This is a genomic window from Enterocloster lavalensis (genome assembly GCF_046603895.1).
Taxonomy (GTDB): domain Bacteria; phylum Bacillota; class Clostridia; order Lachnospirales; family Lachnospiraceae; genus Enterocloster; species Enterocloster lavalensis.
In genome coordinates this window covers 2174364-2192768 of the sequence record NZ_CP176637.1, presented here as the reverse complement: position 1 = coordinate 2192768, position 18405 = coordinate 2174364, and the positions used below count along the sequence as shown (strand labels likewise).

At 56.2% G+C, this 18405-nt stretch carries 14 protein-coding genes; 10 read left to right on the top strand and 4 right to left on the bottom strand.

Annotation, left to right across the window (positions count from 1 at the left end; genetic code table 11):
• Nucleotides 1-9: 9 nt before the first annotated feature.
• A complete protein-coding gene (locus ACK2JC_RS09680; RefSeq protein WP_092367473.1) occupies nt 10-714 on the top strand; it encodes a hypothetical protein in 705 nt (234 codons plus the stop codon).
• 1 nt (nt 715) lies between these two features.
• Nucleotides 716-1747 carry an NAD/NADP octopine/nopaline dehydrogenase family protein gene (locus ACK2JC_RS09675; protein ID WP_320936448.1) on the top strand — a complete coding sequence of 344 codons (1032 nt, stop codon included), beginning with the start codon at nt 716-718 and terminating at the stop codon, nt 1745-1747.
• Nucleotides 1748-1826: 79 nt separating this feature from the next.
• Here the strand turns inward: ACK2JC_RS09675 and ACK2JC_RS09670 are convergent, their stop codons facing one another.
• The 3 genes from ACK2JC_RS09670 to ACK2JC_RS09660 all read right to left on the bottom strand — a co-directional run bounded on the left by ACK2JC_RS09670 (nt 1827) and on the right by ACK2JC_RS09660 (nt 5876).
• Nucleotides 1827-3056: a putative ABC transporter permease gene (locus tag ACK2JC_RS09670; RefSeq protein WP_092367469.1), complete on the bottom strand. Its 1230-nt coding sequence runs from the start codon at nt 3054-3056 to the stop codon at nt 1827-1829.
• 96 nt (nt 3057-3152) lie between these two features.
• Nucleotides 3153-3932 (bottom strand): tyrosine-type recombinase/integrase, encoded by a 780-nt coding sequence (locus ACK2JC_RS09665; protein WP_166445827.1) that lies wholly within the window; start codon nt 3930-3932, stop codon nt 3153-3155.
• 231 nt (nt 3933-4163) lie between these two features.
• Entirely contained in the window at nt 4164-5876 is a 1713-nt protein-coding gene (locus ACK2JC_RS09660; protein ID WP_118756871.1) for a cell wall-binding protein, read from the bottom strand.
• Between the two features lie 611 nt (nt 5877-6487).
• On the opposite strand from ACK2JC_RS09660, the gene ACK2JC_RS09655 reads away from it, so the two are divergent.
• The 8 genes from ACK2JC_RS09655 to ACK2JC_RS09620 all read left to right on the top strand — a co-directional run bounded on the left by ACK2JC_RS09655 (nt 6488) and on the right by ACK2JC_RS09620 (nt 16883).
• The gene (locus ACK2JC_RS09655; RefSeq protein WP_227170139.1) at nt 6488-7888 is read left to right on the top strand and encodes an ABC transporter substrate-binding protein; all 1401 of its coding nucleotides are present in this window, start codon (nt 6488-6490) and stop codon (nt 7886-7888) included.
• Nucleotides 7889-8273: 385 nt separating this feature from the next.
• Complete coding sequence (locus ACK2JC_RS09650; RefSeq protein WP_092371054.1) at nt 8274-9161, top strand: carbohydrate ABC transporter permease; 888 nt, start codon at nt 8274-8276, stop codon at nt 9159-9161.
• Nucleotides 9161-9997 carry a carbohydrate ABC transporter permease gene (locus ACK2JC_RS09645; protein WP_320938501.1) on the top strand — a complete coding sequence of 279 codons (837 nt, stop codon included), beginning with the start codon at nt 9161-9163 and terminating at the stop codon, nt 9995-9997. The genes ACK2JC_RS09650 and ACK2JC_RS09645 overlap by 1 nt, the downstream gene beginning before the upstream one ends.
• Before the next feature lie 5 nt (nt 9998-10002).
• Nucleotides 10003-11730, top strand: coding sequence for a hypothetical protein (locus ACK2JC_RS09640; RefSeq protein ID WP_320938500.1), 1728 nt, complete (start codon nt 10003-10005; stop codon nt 11728-11730).
• Complete coding sequence (locus tag ACK2JC_RS09635; RefSeq protein ID WP_118756875.1) at nt 11717-12502, top strand: SDR family NAD(P)-dependent oxidoreductase; 786 nt, start codon at nt 11717-11719, stop codon at nt 12500-12502. Before ACK2JC_RS09640 ends, ACK2JC_RS09635 begins: the two co-directional genes overlap by 14 nt.
• A 104-nt stretch (nt 12503-12606) precedes the next feature.
• Nucleotides 12607-13347, top strand: coding sequence for a helix-turn-helix domain-containing protein (locus ACK2JC_RS09630; RefSeq protein ID WP_092371067.1), 741 nt, complete (start codon nt 12607-12609; stop codon nt 13345-13347).
• A gap of 22 nt (nt 13348-13369) precedes the next feature.
• Nucleotides 13370-15187, top strand: a complete 1818-nt coding sequence (locus tag ACK2JC_RS09625; RefSeq protein ID WP_320938499.1) for a sensor histidine kinase — start codon at nt 13370-13372, stop codon at nt 15185-15187.
• A 136-nt stretch (nt 15188-15323) separates the two neighbouring features.
• Nucleotides 15324-16883, top strand: coding sequence for a glycoside hydrolase family 28 protein (locus tag ACK2JC_RS09620; RefSeq protein ID WP_320938498.1), 1560 nt, complete (start codon nt 15324-15326; stop codon nt 16881-16883).
• Nucleotides 16884-16944: 61 nt separating this feature from the next.
• Here ACK2JC_RS09620 and ACK2JC_RS09615 read toward each other — a convergent pair whose 3' ends face one another.
• Nucleotides 16945-18069, bottom strand: coding sequence for a glycoside hydrolase family 105 protein (locus tag ACK2JC_RS09615; protein ID WP_320938497.1), 1125 nt, complete (start codon nt 18067-18069; stop codon nt 16945-16947).
• Nucleotides 18070-18405: the final 336 nt, after the last annotated feature.

The following is an 18405-nucleotide window of genomic DNA, read 5'->3' as shown; positions in this document are numbered from 1 at the left end:
GGAAAAAGCATGGGAAAGAATCAGGAAAATGCGTCTGAGGGCTCCATTTTCAGCGCGTACGACAATAAAGTGCACTATTACGGCCGCGTCACCATGGCGCTGGCTCTGGCGACCATGTTCCTGCCTGTACTGGGCGTGGCGCTGCGCTATCAGGTGGCCATTGACTGGGCCGAGGTGGCGGTGGCTACAGGCGGTATTCTGGCGGCCTTCGGGCTGAACGGTCTGGTGGAGCCGTTTACCTTTGCACCGGTGCTGGGAGCGGGAGCCACCTACATGGCCTTCACCACCGGCAATGTGGGGCAGATGAAAGTACCCTGCGTGGTTAACAGCCAGGGGATCATGGGAGTGGAAGCCGGAACCAAGGAGGGGGACGTGGTGGCCACTCTGGCGGTAGGCGTTTCCACGCTGGTCTCCACCATCATGGTGGCGCTTGCAATGGTATTCGTCACGATTATCTATCCGGTGTTGTCCCATCCGGTGATCGCACCCGGTATCAACAACGTTATGGCAGCTCTGTTCGGAGCTCTGGGCGTGATGATTTTTATGAAGGACCCCAAGGTGGCCTCTGTGCCTTACCTGGTGGGCGCTGTCATCGCGGCGGTTATGGGCGTGGGCTGGTTCAACGCCCAGGCGCTGTGGATGATGCTCCTGCTCATCGTAATCGCGGTGGTGTGGGCATACCAACTCTTTAAAAAAGGAGCTTTGAAGAAATAATATGGACCGAAAATTAGCAGTGATCGGAAGCGGCGCCACAGGCTGCGCTACAGCCGCCTATCTGACCATGAACGGATGGGAAGTGACACTTTGCGACACGGAAGAACAGGCGGGGGACTTTCCGGCGATTTGCAGCCAGAGCGGGATTTGCCTGGAGGGGGCCGTCAAGTCGGACAATCCGCAAATGCCCTGCTGCATTACCACGGATTTCGAGCAGACGCTTTTGGAAAACCGGCGGATCCTTGTCTGCGTTTCCTACGGCAGGCAGGAGGAGATCGCCCGGCGCTGCGGCCCTTATGTGAGGGCGGATCACGTATTCCTTCTGTCTCCCGGCAATCTGGGGTCGGCGGTCATGCGCAGGCACTTTAAAGAGGACGCGGTGACAGGGGAACTGTCGGGCAATCTGTGGGCCTGCCGTCGGAAACGGGCCGGTGTGATCACAGTGGCCCTACCGCTGGGGACCGTGCGGGCGGCAGCCTACCCGTCGGAGGATTATCCGAAGCTGGAAGCTGCGTTTGGCAGTGTGTTTTCCATGGAGAAGGGGGAGAATATTATCGAGGCCGCGCTGAATTCCCCCAATGTGACCAGCCACCTGGCAGGCGCTGTGCTCAACGCAGTGTCGATTGAGCGGAAGAACAAGGATTTCTGCCTGTTTATGGACGGCATGGGTCAGGTACTGGTGGACTGTATTGACCAGCTGGAGGAGGAGCGGGACCGGGTGCTTCAGACGGCGGGGCTTCAGATCTACAAGGGCCGGTCCAGGGGCTTAATGGAGCGGATTATGGAGTACGGCAGGCATCCGGAGCTGGATATTTTCCGCTCTCTGGACGGGCCGTCGGATTTCAGCCACCGCTATGTGGCTGAGGATGCGTCCTGCGGCGTGGCGATGCTGATCTCGCTGGCCAGACATTACGGCGTGCCGGTTGCGCTGACAGAGGCGTTTTTCCAGATATCGGGAAAAATCAACGGTACGGATTACGCAAAGACCGGACGGACGCTGGAAAATCTGCAACTTCAGCCGGATTGCATCTAAGATGATGATTGTAAATAAAACAGGGGCAGGACTCGCGATTGTGCGAATCCTGCCCCTGTTTTATCGTCCATTCATAGGATCAGTCCATAGTTTCCGGCTTGCCGTTGCCGTCCCCGTCCTTCTGCCTGCGCCCTGCATTTTCCCGCAGCTCCTTTAAAGCCTCGCTGAAGCGGGAGGAGGAGGCGGAGGGATTGCCCTTTAAGAGGCTGCGGCGGTAGAAATCCATGTGGGAGGAGAGTTGATGCCGTTTCTCCGTGAGAGCGGTCAGACGCTGGGACAGAGCGGCCAGGCGTTCCCGGCGTTCCCGGTCCGCGGCCTCCGCTTTGGCGGCCGTATCCGCAGCCCCGCCGGAGAGTTCCAGCCGTCCGCCCGCCTGTGACGTCCCGGCGTCGGAATCCGCCTGGGCCCGCTGGGCCAGAACGCTTGAAACGCGGGCCGCGGCATCCTCGGTGAGGGAGGACAGGCGTTCCGCCGTCCGGGCCACCTTATCCGCGGTACCCTCCACGAACTCGCCCATGCGCTCCGCGGTATCCTCCACAAATTCGCCCATGCGCTCCGCCGTGTCCTCCACGAACTCGCTCAACCGCGCCGCCTTACCCTCCATGCGGCTGACGGTGGATTCGCCGATGGCTCCGGCCTTTGCGGCCGCCTCGGATTTCAACAGATCCAGGCGCTGGGCCGCCTCGTCCCGCGCCTCGGACACCCGTTTGCTGGTCTCGCTTTTGAGCAGTGCCATCTGCACCTGGATATCATCCAGCTCCGCGCGCATTTTGGTCATGGCGTCCAGCACCTTAGCCAGATCAAGGGCCGCCCGCACGGACTGCACGGCATCCGCCGTGAACATGACAGTGACAGCGCCCACCGTGATCAGGGCGGGGATGGGGTGAAGCAGAAGCACCAGGCGGGAGATGGGCGGATGCACGATCTCCGTGAGGAAAATTGTAAGAAATCCCCAGGCGATGGAGGAACTCAGGCAGATATACCCGTTCAGATTAAAGCGCTGGTTGCTGTAATCCCAGTATTTCATCTTAAACAGCCGTTCCATGGCCCAGCCCGTGACGTACTCCAGCACCGTGGCGGCGATCATTCCGGAAATGTACACCAGGAACACGTTATGCTTCAGCGGCAGGGACACCCACAGCATCATCACAGCCCCGGTGCCGTAAAGGGGCAGCATGGGAAGCCGCAGGAAACCGCGGTTCACAAACCGGCGCGTCTTGCACGACACGTAAGTGGACTCGAAAATCCAGCCGAAAAAGCAGTAAGTGTAAAAGATCAGCAGCCATTGGTACCAGGTGTAAGTGTACATATCGATTCTTCCTTTACTCAGTCGATTGAAAATGCTGTTATTATCATACTGTGTTTTGGCCAAAAAAGCAACGTATGACCGCGGGCGGGGCAGAACTCACCAGTCTACGACCCGGTTGAAAAGAATAGCCTGCTCCGTACTGGTCCGCCGCAGGTAAATGTGGGTGGTCTCTATGCTATCATGCCCAAGAAGGTCTGAGAGAAATGCAATATCGCCGCCGTTTTCGATAAAATTTTTGGCGAAGCGGTGGCGGAAGGAGTGGGGATACATGACTTCCGGGTCCAGGTGATACCGGATGGCAAAGGTTTTGAGCTGTTTGCGGATTCCGGAAACGGTCATGGGGCGGCCAAGGCGGCTGATAAAAAGAGGGCCGTCTCGCCGTCCCTCCGCCGCCAGCCAGTCCAGGCACTTTTTTTGGAGGGAGGAGGGGATGTAAATCCGCCGGGTCTTATTTCCCTTGGAGTAGAGGTCCCGGTAACCCACCTGCACGTCCGTAAAAACCAGTGCCACCAGCTCGCTGACCCGCACACCGGTGGCGGCAATGAAGCGCACAATAAAATAGAAGGTGTACTGCTCATCCTCCCACAGCCTGTTTTTCAGATATTCATAGTCCGCCTGGCTGATGACGTGGTCGATGAAAGATTTTTGCTGGAGGCGGACGGAGGGGATTTTGTAGTCGTGGATATCCTGTGATTTCAGAAAACAGTTCAGCGCCCGGATGCGCATGTTGACGGTCTGGGGGCGGTAGCGCTCCATCAGGGAAACTTTGTAGAGGCTCACATTATTCTGGTCCAGCACGGGGTAGCGGGAGAAAAAGGCTTTTACGCCGTAGAGGTAGGCCGAGATGGTATTGTCCGACAGATTGTTTGCAGCCATATACCGTCGGAACGCGTCGAGCAGCGCAGTCAGATCCCCGGCTGGTAGGACAGGAGAGGACGGGAAATCACAAAAAGATGGCGTACCCATATTAAATTACTCCTTTTTTTTCGATTTTACGACAGAGGGAGTGTTGGCGCAAGGGGGAGATAAAAGAACTGCACCATAACGGTTTTACGGTTATGGTGCAGCGCATTTTTAGCAATTAGAATTTTCTGACGGACCTATGGATTAGTCCTCGAGAACGATCTTGGTGATAGCATAGTTGCTGTCAACGGTGATCTTGTAGCCGTCGCCATCCTTAACGGTCTTGCCCTTGGCAACCGTACCGGAAGCGTTGATTACGCGGCAGTTTTTGGTCTTGTCGGTCTTGAATACCCAGGTGTCCTGATCTTTCTTGTATTCCTTGTCGTCTTTCTCCTGCAGCACTCCGCCGAACTCTTTGATGAACTGCTTGATATCAAAGCGGACTGTGCCGTCATCGGTATCGCCCAGTACCACATCGTCCTTAGTCAGAACAATGTCATACTTATCTTCCTTATCCGCCTTGATCAGTTTACCGCCGACATAGTATTTCTTGTCGTCCAAGCCGGTGATGCCCACGCCCTTGTCGCTGCTGGTGGTCTTGAACTTGAAGGTAGCGGTATCCCCATCCAGGGAAATAGTCTGCTTGCCGGTCTTCATTGCGCCGTCTTCAGAACTGCCGAAGTAGTAGAAGGCGTAGTTTCCCTTCTGCAAGTCGCCGCTGTCAGTGAGCTTGGCAACGGTTGTATTGAATTCGTCCTCATTCTCATAGGGGAATGTGGGGTCGTCACTGGCGATCTTCTCCGCAATCGCGGTATTGCTGCCATCCTCCATCCGCAGAAGAGCAAGTCCGCTGATCATGCGGCCATACTCGTCAAATGCATACTTTTTGCCTTTGTAACGCTCGATGGTGTTGGTGTAAAGATTGCCGTCGGAATCTGCATAATACCAATACTCAGCATCTTCCTCGTATTTATCCTGATGCAGATAATAGCCAGGTACCACCTTGAACCAGTTCTTGGAATAACGGGCGCCGTCCTCGGGGCTGCTGTAGTACATAAAGGAACTGCTGTAGGTAGCGCTTCCCTGAGTGGAGATAATGGGGTTGCCGTCGCTGTCGGTTGCAGTATTTACTGCGGTGTGGCTCTTGTCAACCGGGCTTAAAGTCGTACTCCAGGAAGCGATCATACGGCCATATTTATCAAAGCCATATTTTCTGCCATTGATATTCTTTCCTTTGTGCTCGCCCTGCTTTTTGCCGGAGGCCTTAAAGTAGAAGTATCTGTCCTGCTCCTCATCCCAGAAATCATCACCGGGCTGAGCGTCGTCGGCGTCCTCGTCGGTAATGGAGATCAGAGCAAAATTGTTTACAACCATTGCGCCGTCGTCCTCGCCGCCAAAATAATAATCGCAGGTCTGCCAGGCGTCATCCTCGTCATCTCTCTCGAAGGAGGAGTTGACCCATCCAAACAGCATCTTACCGTCGGTATCAAAGGCATACTTTTTACCATTAATGGTTTTAGCGGAAATGGTGGTTGCGGAATCGCTTCTCTTGTAAGCCTTACCATTGGACTGGAAATAGTACCAGTAATGATCCGGCTCATCTTCTTCGCCAGCGTCCTCGTTCTCAATGGCTACCCACTGATTGCGAACCATGGCGCCGTTGGCATCTACATAGTAATAGTCGTCGTCATCCTCGATCAGCATATCGGTTGCCATCTCGCCGCTGTCGTCCAGCCAGAACCAGTTATCGCCTGATTTCTTCCAGGAATCCGTCACCCGATCGCCATTCTTGTCATAATAAACCCAAGTCCCATCTTCCTCAGCCCAACCCTGAGCCGCAAAAGAGGTCATGGATGCACCAATGGCGAGCAGTGCTGCTGTGGATAATACAGCAACTAATTTTGTCTGCTTTCTCATAATTAATGCACTCTCCTTTTTCTTTTTGAAATACTTTTTGAAATTCCTAATTGCATTACGAGTTGATTATACTTCCAATAAGGGAAAGTATGAGGAGTTGCCGGGAGAGGCTTAATTGCACGACAAAAAAAGAGATAAAGGCTCGCCGTGTGGGATCACGGTATTGCTCGCCTTTATCTCTTTCTTTCGCAGGCTCAGCACCTGCGTGGGAATGGTAGGTATATTATAGTTTGTAAAAAAGAAAATGTTGATAGGGGGGTCGGACGGTTTTACCCGTCCGATATGAGTATGAAAAAGCTTTCTTTGCTTTACATGTATTATCATACCGGAAAAATGTGAGGAAAATATGGACGTTCCATGAAAAAAAGATAAAAATTATTAGGAAATCATGAAAGACAAACGGTCAATTATTATGGAAATCTAAAAACAAAGCGGGCCCTGCCCCAACAAATGCATACAATCTAAAAACATGTCGATGTACAAGCCCGGGCGGCAAATGATAAAATAAAAACAGAACGTAACAGAACATTTCACCGAGGCCAACGTGAATCGCAACCGGCCGGCATGAGGGTGTGCCGGCCTCCACAAAAACAGACAGGGAGAGGTATCAGATGAGAAAAAATATGAAAAAGGCAACTGCGCTTTTGATTGCGGCAGCCATGGCGGCGGGTCTGTCGGCCTGTTCTTCCGGGGGAGGCGGGGAAACAAAAGCGCCTTCCGGGACACAGGCTGCGGATTCCGGGACCTCCGGTGCCGCGGCTGAGTCCGCACCGGGTAAGGAGGAGGCAGCGAAAACCGCCTCCGATGAGAAGGTGACGATCCGTTTTTCCTGGTGGGGAGCCGATACCCGCCACGAAGCGACCTTAAAGGTGATGGACATGTACATGGAAAAGCACCCAAACGTCACCATTGAGGGGGAATACGGGGCGTTTGACTCATTTTATCAGAAGCTTCAGACCCAGTTGGGCGGGGGAACGGAGCCGGACATCATTTCCGTGGACTATAAGTGGGTCAGCGACCTCACCGCCCAGGGCGAACTGTTCGTGGACATGAACAGCCTGACGGATCAGATCGACATGAGCGGATTTGACATGGATTTTGCGAAAATATACGGGGCAAAGGGCGATTACCTGATCGGCCTTCCGGTGGGAATCAACGGCATGGGTTATCTGTACAACGTGGAATTTTTAAAACAGTACGGTGTTGAGCCAAGCGACGACTGGACCTGGGAGACCGTGCTGGAGAACGGAAAAAAGGTGCAGGAACAGGACCCCTCCAAGCACCTCATGTACAATCACGCGGATCACTGGGTCTACATGGTCAAGGCGATCTTAAAACAGATGAACGGCCAGAACCTGGTGAAGGACGACTACACCCCGGGCTTTACCGCCGAGGAGATGGCGAAGATATTCGACTATGAGAGACAACTGGTGGAGACCGGGACCGTGCCTCCCTTTGCAGAGGGCGTGCTCTACGAGACCGTGTACGCGGATCAGAATCCCAACTGGCTGAACCAGGATTTGGGAATTTTCCCCACTTCCTCCTCTCTGGTGCCCGGCATCGCCAAGGCCAGCGACTTCGAGCTGGCGACCCTGCGCTACCCGGTGGCAAAGGACGCCGTGGATCCCGGAATCCTGGTGACCCCGTCGGTGTTCCTCACCATCTCGGCCAACAGCAAGCACCCGGATGTGGCAGCGGACTTTATCAACTATATGCTGAATGATCCGGAAGCCATCTCCGTTCTCAAGGATACACGTGGAATTCCGGCCAACGAGACGGCCAAGGAGCAGCTGGTGGAGGAAGGCGTTATTGACGGAAAGGTCTCCACCATGGTGGCCCAGGCCCTCAGCGGAGCCGGAGCAGCGGAGAACGGACCCAGCCTGAATTCGGAGGTTCTGGTGCTCTTAAAAGACTACATCCAGGAGGTCGGCTACCTTCAGATGACCCCGGAGGAAGCGGCGGCCGAATTCCGGTCCGAGCTGGAAGCACTGTTGGAAACCATCAAACCGTGAGGCTGAAGCCGCGGCCCCGCAGTGCGTAACCTGTAAAATAGAGACAAAATTGCCAAGGGGTATTGCCGGATCGATCAAACGGACGCAATGCCCCTTCCTGTTGAACGAGACATGTTGCCGGGACGGCCGCCAGCGGCCCGCGCCAGGGCCCTGCCTGAGCCACGGACCTGCCTGTGCCACGGTCCTGCCTGAGCCACGGACCTGTCCGCGCCACGGCCCTGCCCGCACCAAGGCCCTGCCCGCGCCACGGACCCACCCGCGCCACGGACCCGCCCGCGCCACGGCCCTGCCGGGCCGCCCATTACCCTACGCGGAGTCTCCAGCGGGCCACCCCTTGTACACCAATCATTCAACCGCACCACCCCGACGATTAGGAGATGATAAGATGAAACGGACAGATCACCAGCCTGTGGCGTACCTGTTTATACTGCCCTGGATCATTGGATTTCTGATATTCCAACTGTATCCCTTTGTGGCGTCCTTTGTGTATTCCTTCACGGATTTCTCGCTGTTAAAGTCCATGAAATTCGTGGGCTTTAAAAATTACATCCAGATGTTTACCCGGGACCGGGTGTTCTACAAGTCCCTCTGGGCCACGGTGAAATACGTGCTGATCGCGGTGCCGGGCAAGCTGGTATTTGCCCTAATCATCGCCATGATCTTAAATATGAAGCTGAAATGCATCAATTTCTACCGGACCGTTTACTACCTGCCCTCCATTCTGGGCGGCTCCGTGGCCATCTCGATCCTGTGGAAGTTCCTGTTCAGCAAAAACGGAACCGTAAACACCTTTCTGGCCCACCTGCATATCCCGGCCCTGGACTGGCTGGGAAGCCCCAACCTGGCGTTGGTGACCATGGGGCTTCTGGTGGTCTGGCAGTTCGGCTCCTCCATGGTGCTTTTTCTGGCGGCGTTAAAAAACGTGCCCGCGGAGCTCTGCGAGGCAGCCCGGGTGGACGGAGCGGGGCGGATTCGCACGTTTTTCACCATCACCCTGCCGCTGCTCACGCCCACCATCTTTTTCAACCTGATCATGCAGATGATCAACGCCTTCAAGGAGTTTAACGCCCCGTTTCTGATCACCAAGGGCGGACCCTTAAACTCCACCTACCTGTACGGCATGATGGTCTACGAGAACGCCTTCCAGCACTCCAAAATGGGCTACGCGTCGGCCCAGTCCTGGGTGCTGTTCATGATCATCCTGGTGTTCACGGCCCTCACATTCAAATCGTCCCCCTACTGGACGTTCTACGAGGACGGAGGTGAATTCTGATGAAACGCGCGCACAGACTTGTGATCACTTACGGCCTGCTGACCGTCATCGGAATCGTGATGGTCTACCCCCTGCTTTGGATGATCTCCGCGTCCTTCAAGACCAACCGGGAGATTTTCAGCTCCCTGTCCCTGATGCCCACCGAGATTCTGTGGGACGGCTACTCCAAAGGCTGGCAGAGCAGCGGCCAGTACACCTTTGCCACCTACTTCGCCAACACCTTTGTCATGGTGATTCCCACCGTACTTCTGACAGTGGCCTCCAGCCTGCCGGTGGCCTACGGCTTTGCCCGGTTCCGGTTCAAGGGCAAGGGCCTGCTGTTCACCCTGGTGATCGCCTCCCTCATGCTGCCTACGGAAGTGATTATCATTCCACGGTACATGCTGTTCAACAAGTTGGGCTGGCTGAATACCTACCTGCCATTCATCGTGCCGGCTGCATTTGCCACCTATTCCTTCTTTATATTTATGCTGGTTCAGTTTATCCGCGGGATTCCCAGAGAGCTGGACGAGGCGGCGCGCATCGACGGCTGCGGCCCCTGGGGCACCCTGGTGAACATCATTCTGCCACTGTGCAAGCCCGCCCTGGTCTCCTGCGTGATTTTCCAGTTCGTATGGCGCTGGAACGACTTCCTGAACCCCTTAATCTACATCAGCAGCGTGAAAAAATACCCCCTGTCCCTGGCCCTGCGCATGGCTCTGGACGTGACGGACACGGTGAGCTGGAACCAGACCATGGCAATGTCGGTTCTGGCTATGGTTCCCCCAGTGGCCCTGTTCTTCCTCTGCCAGAAATACTTTGTGGAAGGCGTGGCCAACACGGGACTGAAAGGATGATGGAAATGGACGGACAGAATCAAAGCTTTGAGGTGCGGGCGCTGGAGCTGCACAGCCAGTACGCCTGGGATTACAACTGGATCATCAAAACTATGGATTTTATGAAGGACCTGGACTTCAACACCCTGGTTCTCCACCGCAATGATTTTATCGACCTGATCATTTACCCGGGAAAATACTTCGGGTACGAGGAAAATGCCGGGGACACGATCTTTGAGACCTACAGCCACATATTCCGCAAGCTCTACCGGTATACCCCCACCAGGCGTTCCGGCCCCTACCAGCGCCGGGCGTTCTTAAAACGGGTGCTGGAGCAGGCCAAACGCCGGGGCATCGACGTGTACATCGAGAATAAGGAGCTATATTTCCCCGACATTCTGCTGGAATTTTATCCCAATCTGGTCCACGACGGCCACATCTGTGCCACAGACCCCTTCTGGCTGGAATTCCTCCAGGTGAAATACCGGGACTTTTTCCGGGAATTTCCCGAGGTGGCGGGAATCATCACCGCCCCGGCCACCGGCGAGAGCCGCGTTTCCATCAAATCCAACCGCTGCCAGTGTGAGCGCTGCCGTGACGCCCGGAAGGAGGAATGGTTCGACAATGTGCTGCGGGCCATGTACGCCCCCATCCACGAGGCGGGGAAAACCCTGGTGGTGCGGGACTTCGTGTTCGATCCCCAGGCCCACGGCGAGATTGCGGGGGTGATGGAGCGGCTTCCGGAGGACGTGGTCATTTCCCTGAAAAATACGCCCCACGACTATTACCCCACGTTCCCGGACAACAGCCGGATCGGGAATGTGGGAAATCACCGGCAGTGGATTGAGTACGACGCCATGGGCCAGTATTTCGGCTGGGGCGTAGCCATGGCGGACTTAACCGGGGATTACCGCCGAAGAATGGGCTACGCCAGGAAAAAGGGCGCCACCGGCGTGGTGATCCGCACGGACTGGGAGAGCCTGGACGGCCACACAGCCTTTGGAACGCCCAACCGGATCAACCTCTACGCCGGAGCCATGCTGGCGGCCGATCCTGGCGTGTTGGACCGGGACATTTACCTGCGGTTTCTGCGGTCTGAAAACTGGCTGAAGGACGGCCTTACGCCGGAGGAAACCGACGAGGCCGCCCGGTGGTTCGGCCGTCTCATGGGCGGGACCTGGGAGGCCACCAGACGGATGCTGTACGTGCAGGGCTGCGTGTTCTCGGATTCCAGCCTGATGCCCGTTTCCTTCGCCCACGCGTTCTGGCTGGCGGAGGAGAAAAACTCGCTGAAGGCCTGGGATCCCTCCAAGGCGGACGCCCTGGCGCCGGACCGGGAACACCTGGAGGCGGCCTTGGAGGAGAAAAAGGACGCGGTGGAGCGCATCGCCGCCTTATGCGCCATTTCCCAGGAGCCTCCGGCGGGGATCCGGCCCGAAAAAGCCGGAGAACTGGCGCAGCGGTTTGCGATCCACCGCGAATACGCAAAAATGTACGCGGCGGCAGTGAACGCCCTGATGCTCACCCGGTACGTGCGGGAGACGAAGGAGGACCGGAACTCCGAATATTACCGGGCGATCTGTTGGAAACGCCGCCAGGCGGTGGAAGCCCTGGCGGACTGGGAGATCAGGCTGCGCCGGATGGCTGTGGAGACGGATTACATGCCCCACACGGTGTACACGCTGATGGACGGGGACCGGATGCGCTGCCTGTACCGGGATTTGAGAGGGGAGGAGACAGATGAGAACGGTTGAGGAAATGTTTCGGGTGGACGGGAAAACCGCCCTGGTCACCGGCGGCGCCGGGGGAATCGGCCTGGCCTGCGCCAAAGCCCTGGCGGCCGCGGGGGCGGACCTGATCTTGTCAGATATCGACGGCGGGCGGCTGGACGAGGCGGCGGAGGAGATCCGGCGGGAAAACGGAACGTCCGGGGGCCGCTGTGTCACAGCGGTCTGCGACGTGGCAGACTTGCGGTCCGTGGAAAAACTTTTGGAGCAGGCCCGGGATAACGGCGGCGTGGACATTCTGATCCACAGCGCAGCCGTCACCAACCGCAAACAGCTGTTGGACATGACCGAGGAGGAGTGGAACCACATTCTCACCGTAAACCTAAACGGAGCCTACCACATGGGAAAGCAGGTGGGGGAGCTGATGACCCGGCAGGGACGCGGCGGGAAAATGACCTTTATCGTGTCCACCGGCGCTTACCGGGCGGGCGTCAACTTCGGGGCCTACAGCGCCAGTAAGGCGGGGGTGGTGATGATGATGAAAACCCTGGCTCTGGAGCTTGCGCCCTGGGGGATCAACGTGAACGCCATCGCGCCCACGGCCACGGAGACGCGTTTTACGGAGGACTATTACCGGGAGAATCCCCAGGCCAGGGAGCGGGCGCGGGCCAACCACCCCCTGGGGCGGCTGGCCCGCGCGGAGGACTACATGGGCACGGCCCTGTATCTCTCCTCCGCGGCCTCGGACTTCGTGACCGGCGCGCTCCTGGTGGTGGACGGGGGTAAAACCGCAAAATAACCGAGGACGGCATTAATGGAAAATGATGGAAAACACGAAAGCTTGCGCGCGGCAAAGCGCAGGTATTATAATAGTCTCATGACATAGGATAAAGGGGCGGGCGTATGTATCAGATGATCGTGGTGGACGACGAGGCGGAGCTGCGGGAGGGAATCAGCAACTATTTCCCCTGGGAGAGCTTAAATATCCGGGTGACCGGAATCTTTGAGAACGGGCGGACGGCTTTTGCCTATCTGAAGGCCCATCCGGTGGACATCGTGCTGACGGACATCCGTATGCCGTTTATGGACGGTCTGGAGCTGATCGAGAAGGCCAAGGCGGTGTCCCCGTCCACCTGTTACGTGATCCTCAGCGGCTACCGGGAATTCGAGTACGCCAAGAAGGGCCTGCTTTTGGGGGTAAAGGACTATATCCTGAAACCTACCAAATATTCCCAGATCTACGAGGTATTTTCCCGCATCACCGCGGAGCTGGATCACAGCGCGGCGGCGGAGCGGCGGGAGGAAAATCTGCCGGACGCCGGGCGGTCCGTGATTTCCAGTGTGAAGAAATATATCCGCACCCACTATGCGGAGGTCACGCTGGACGGGGTGGCGGAGTACGTCCACCTGAATCCCTACTATCTGAGCACATTTTTCAAGCAGCAGACCGGGGAAAAGTTTTCCGACTATGTGCAGCGGGTGAAAATGGAAGCCGCCGCCAGCCTGCTGGAGCGCGGTGGACAGAACGTGAAGGAGGTGGCGGAGGCGGTGGGATACACCAATCCCAACAGCTTCACCCGGGCGTTCCGGCAGTATTACCAGTGCAACCCAAAGGACTACCGGCGCATGAAGCAGGGGCTGTAATCAGGACAGGGAGGACATTGCCATGAAAATGAAATTTTTCCGCAAGACCCTGTCCTTTTTCATCGTGCCGGTGATGATCCCGATCCTGATTCTGGGCACGCTCTCGGGCATCACCCTGAACCGGTACATGCGCCAGGGCATCGACGAGCGCTACGAGGACCGGCTGGAGAGCCACCGGACCAGAATCGACGCCATGATGAGCGAGCTGGACTGGCTGAACATGAACCTCAGCAACAACCCCAGCATCCAGTTTCGCCTAAAAAACATGATCAGCAAATGCAGGGACGGGATTCCGGCCAATACCTACGACGAGATCAACACCATCATGGACCTGCTGTACGGCTCCTACAACGCCAACACGGCGGTGGAGTCCATTTACATCTATTTTAACAACGCGGGCCGCCAGTTCATCAGCAGCAACAACCGCATCACCAACCTGGACTATTTCTTCGACCAGGACTGGTACGACAGCTACCAGGCCCACATCGGCGGCCCGGAACAGACGTGGAGCGAATTCCGGCAGATCGATCCCTATAACTTCGCAGGCTCCACCCGGGAGATATTCACCATCTATCGCAAGATATTCTCGCCGGGGAAACGGACCCCGGAGGGTGTGATTGTGCTGAACGTGCGGGGCGATCATGTCAACCGCACCCTAAACGAACTGGTGGGCGAGGAGAACCACCTGTTTTTCGTCACGGACGGGGAAGGGCGCGTGATTTTCCGCAACCGGCAGGCGGGTTCAGAGCGCGCGGAGTCCATTCTGGCGGCTGGAAACGCGCAGGAGGCCCGGATTACAGGGCAGGGAACCTACCGGGTCTACCGGCAGGAGTCCGGGGATCTGGGGTGGAACTACTGCCTGGCGGTCCCCGGAGAGGTGGCCTACCAGGTTCCCAACCGGCTGACCCGTATGGCCGCCGGGCTGATCTGCCTTGCGCTCTTTTTAAGCACGGCCACGTCCTATTTCTTTGCCCGCAAGAATTATAAGTCCCTGATGGGGATCGTGGACATTTTCGACAAGGCGACCCACGGCCAGGAACTTCCGGCGCTGTCGCAGCGGACCACCGACGTCTACAATTACATTCTCTACAATATCGTGGAAACCTTCCTGCAAAATGATTTCCTGCAGGTCCAGCTCTCGGAGCGCAGATACAAGTTAAAGGCCATGGAGCTGATGGCCCTGCAGTCCCAGATCAACCCCCATTTTCTCATGAACACGCTGCAGACCGTATACTGGCGGTGCATTTCCCTGACCCAGGGCCCCAATCCGGCCACGGAGATGCTGGAAAACCTGTCTGAAATCCTCCACTATTCCCTGGAATCCAGCCAGGAGCTGGTTCCGCTCAAGGAGGAAGTGAATATCACCCGGTGTTACCTGGATATACAGGTGCAGCGCTACAAAAACCAGTTCGACGTAATCTGGGACGTGTGGGCGCCCATGGAGGCGGTGATGGTGCCAAAGCTGATCATCCAGCCCCTGATTGAGAACAGCATCTACCACGGCATCCGGGACAAGGCGGGCCATTCCACCATCAAGATCAAGATCGGCGCCAGGGACGGCTGGGTGGCGATTACCGTGCTGGACAACGGCCTGGGCATGGACCGGGAGCGTCTGGAACAGCTGAAAAAGCGGCTGGAGGGGGAGGACACCCAGGAAGGCGTGCACATCGGCCTGCTGAACACCCATAAACGCCTGGAATTGATCTATGGAGGGGATTACAAAATACGTCTCCTAAGCCGCCCGGGCCGCGGGACCATGATTGAACTGAAAATCCGGGCCCTGCCACGGGACGGGCACGGCGGAGGAACATTATCCGGCCATCAGCCCGGCGCAGTGTAAATCGGTCGGGAAAAATCACCGGATTGAAATCATCAAGCGGCAGCCGTCGATTTGAAATACTGGGCAAAACCGCTGGGAACATGAAACAAATCGTGGTAAAATAAGTATATTCACACCACGTTTGGAGGGAACCGCAATGGAGTTTAACGTCATCTACACCGCAGGCCGCTGCGCCGTGCTGGAAACGGCCGACGGAGGCATTTACACCACAAAGGAAACATATCAGCTGTTTTTAAACGGGGAGCCGGCCGGCCCGGTCCAAAAGGTGATCACCCCCATATACCGCCTGTCGCCCAGCACGGACTATCTGGCCGAGCTCAGGCTTGGGGACGGCGTCGTGGCTCAGGCCCGGTTTACCACAGAACCGGAGTCTGTGACCTTAAACGTCCGGGATTTCGGCGCGGCGGGGGACGGAATAAAGGACGACACCCTGGCCATCCAGTCCGCCATCATGGCCTGCCCGCCCCAGGGCCGCGTCCTGATCCCGTCGGGCCGCTACTCCTTCGTCTGCCTGTTCTTAAAGGACGGGATCAACCTGGAATTGGAGAAAGGGGCGGAACTCTCCGCCGTCACCGACCGGGAGCGTTTCCCCTTCTACCCCGGCATGGTGCCCTATACCGACCAAGCCGGGGATTACTGCCTGGGCACGTGGGAGGGAGATCCCCAGAAAATGTTCTGCGGCCTGATCACGGGCGTCCATGTGAAAAATGTAAACATCTACGGTGAGGGAACCTTAAACGGCAATGCCAGCCACGAAAACTGGTGGCATAACTGCAAGGAGATGAAGATCGCCTGGAGGCCGAGAGCCGTGTTCCTGAACGGGTGCGAGAACATTTCCCTGGTGGGCCTGACCGTCAAAAACTCGCCCAGCTGGACCATACACCCATATTTTTCTAATCACCTGCGTTTCCTTGGCCTTAATGTGCTGGCGCCCAAAGATTCCCACAACACCGACGGCCTGGACCCGGAAAGCTGCCGCCACGTGGAACTGGCGGGTATCCATTTCTCCGTGGGGGACGACTGTATCGCCGTCAAGTCGGGGAAAATCTACATGGGAAAGACCTACAGGACGCCCAGCGAGCACATTACCATACGCCAATGTTCCATGAACGACGGCCACGGCAGCGTGGTGATCGGCTCGGAGATCGGCGCGGGAGTGCGGGACCTGATTGTCCGGGACTGCATATTTAAGGACACGGACCGCGGACTGCGCATCAAGACCAGGAGGGGCCGCGGGGAGGACTGCGTAGTGGACCGGGTCACCTTTGAGAACATACGGATGGACGGCGTTCTCACCCCCTTTGTGGTCAACTGCTTTTACTTCTGCGATCCGGACGGGAGAACGGAATACGTTCAGAGCAAAGAGCCTCTGCCGGTGGACGAGCGCACCCCCAGCATCCGGGAACTGAGCTTTAAAGACATCCACGCCGAGAACGCCCACTACGCCGCCGTATGCGCCTACGGGCTTCCGGAGCAAAAGATCGGACACCTGAAATTTGAAAATATCTCCGTCTCCTACGCTCCCCAGGTCCAGCCTGAGATCCCCGCCATGATGGACGGCCTGGAACCCATGGCAAAGGCAGGTATTGTGGCAAGGAATGTCCGCCTCCTGACGCTGAAGAACGTGGACATAAAGGGCTGTGCCGGCGATCCGGTTCAGGCGGAGAATGTGGAAATCATTGAAAACGTGGAATAGACACACCCCATACAAAAAACGCCTGGAAGGCCGTGCCTTCCAGGCGTTTTCAATCAATCACTCAAACCGGCTCATGTTTCTTTAACAGCTCGATATAAGCCAGCACCAGCGGGGCCACCCCCTTGGCCTCGTTCTTTACGATGGGTTCCCGCATGTAATAATCAAAGGTTCCCTCCCGCCGCTCCACATTTCCCAGACCTGCCACCAGGCAGATGCCATCCAGCTGCAGTTCGCCGTTCTCCACCGACAGATACCGGCTGCAGATGCCGTCAAACGCCTTTTCCCCGAAAGTGAAATAGGACGGGGGGAGCAGTCCGATCCGGGCGCTCTTCATGATCGCATAGGCGAAAATAGCGGAACCGGAGGTTTCCAGGTAGTTGGGCTCAATTCCGCCCCGGTTAACCACCTGATACCACATGCCGGACGCCTGATCCTGGTAGGGCAGCATGGCGTCGATCAGCTCCCGGTACATGGCGCTCAGCCGTTTTCTGGGCTCACCGGTCATCAGCTCTGCGGTGTCCACCAGCGCCATGGCGAACCAGCCCAGCGCCCTGAGCCAGAAGCTGTCGGACAGGCCGGTGACCGGATCGCACCAGAAGGCGGAGCGGGAATCGTCGTAAGCGTGGTAATACAGACCATTACGCGGATCCCTCATGTACTCCCGCACATTGCAGAACTGCCTGAGGATATCCCCGCAGTTTTTGCCTCCGTTGTACTCCACCTCGTACTGCATATAAAATGGAAGCGCCATGTAAAGCCCGTCCAGCCAGATCTGATTGGGGTAAATCTGCTTGTGCCAGAAATTTCCGCCCTTCGTGCGGGGCTGGGTTTGCAGCTGGCTGTAAATAAGATCGATACCCTTCCGGTATTTCGCCTTTCCGGTCAGGTGGTATAAGTCGAAAAGTGTCTTTCCGGCGTTGACATTGTCCAGGTTGTAGTCCTCCGGGCGGTAAGAGACGATGGAACCGTCCTCATTGACAAAACGGTCAATAAAGCCGTCGGCGAATTCCAGGTAGCTGGTATCCTGGTTCATATGATAAAGCTCCAGAACCGCTTTGATCATACAACCGTCAATGTAGTTCCATTTGAGGCCGTAGCCCTCCTCCCGCTTCTCTTTGAACCAGGCCGGGCATTCCGGGGTGCTGTTTTCCAGTAGCTGGCTGATATAACGGTCTAAAATTTCCATTGAAATGACTCCTTCTTCCATAGTAAGCAGACTTCGATGATGATTAAAAAGGATGAAAATCAAACGTTTGCATTTATTGCATCATAACATAGAAACACAAAAAAAGGAATTGTACACTATCGATAAAAATATGTGATAAAACCTGTCAAAATGTACAGTTGACAGATGAAATACAGAGTGATATTATAAAATTACAAGTTATTCAATGCACATTTGTTCTATGATTCACAAAAAATGATTCATAAAAATAGAAGATGTGCATTATTTTAAATCAATAGTTGCAAACCTTTGCAAAAGCTGAAGAGGAATGCGGGAAAAATGAAAAGGAGGAAGAAA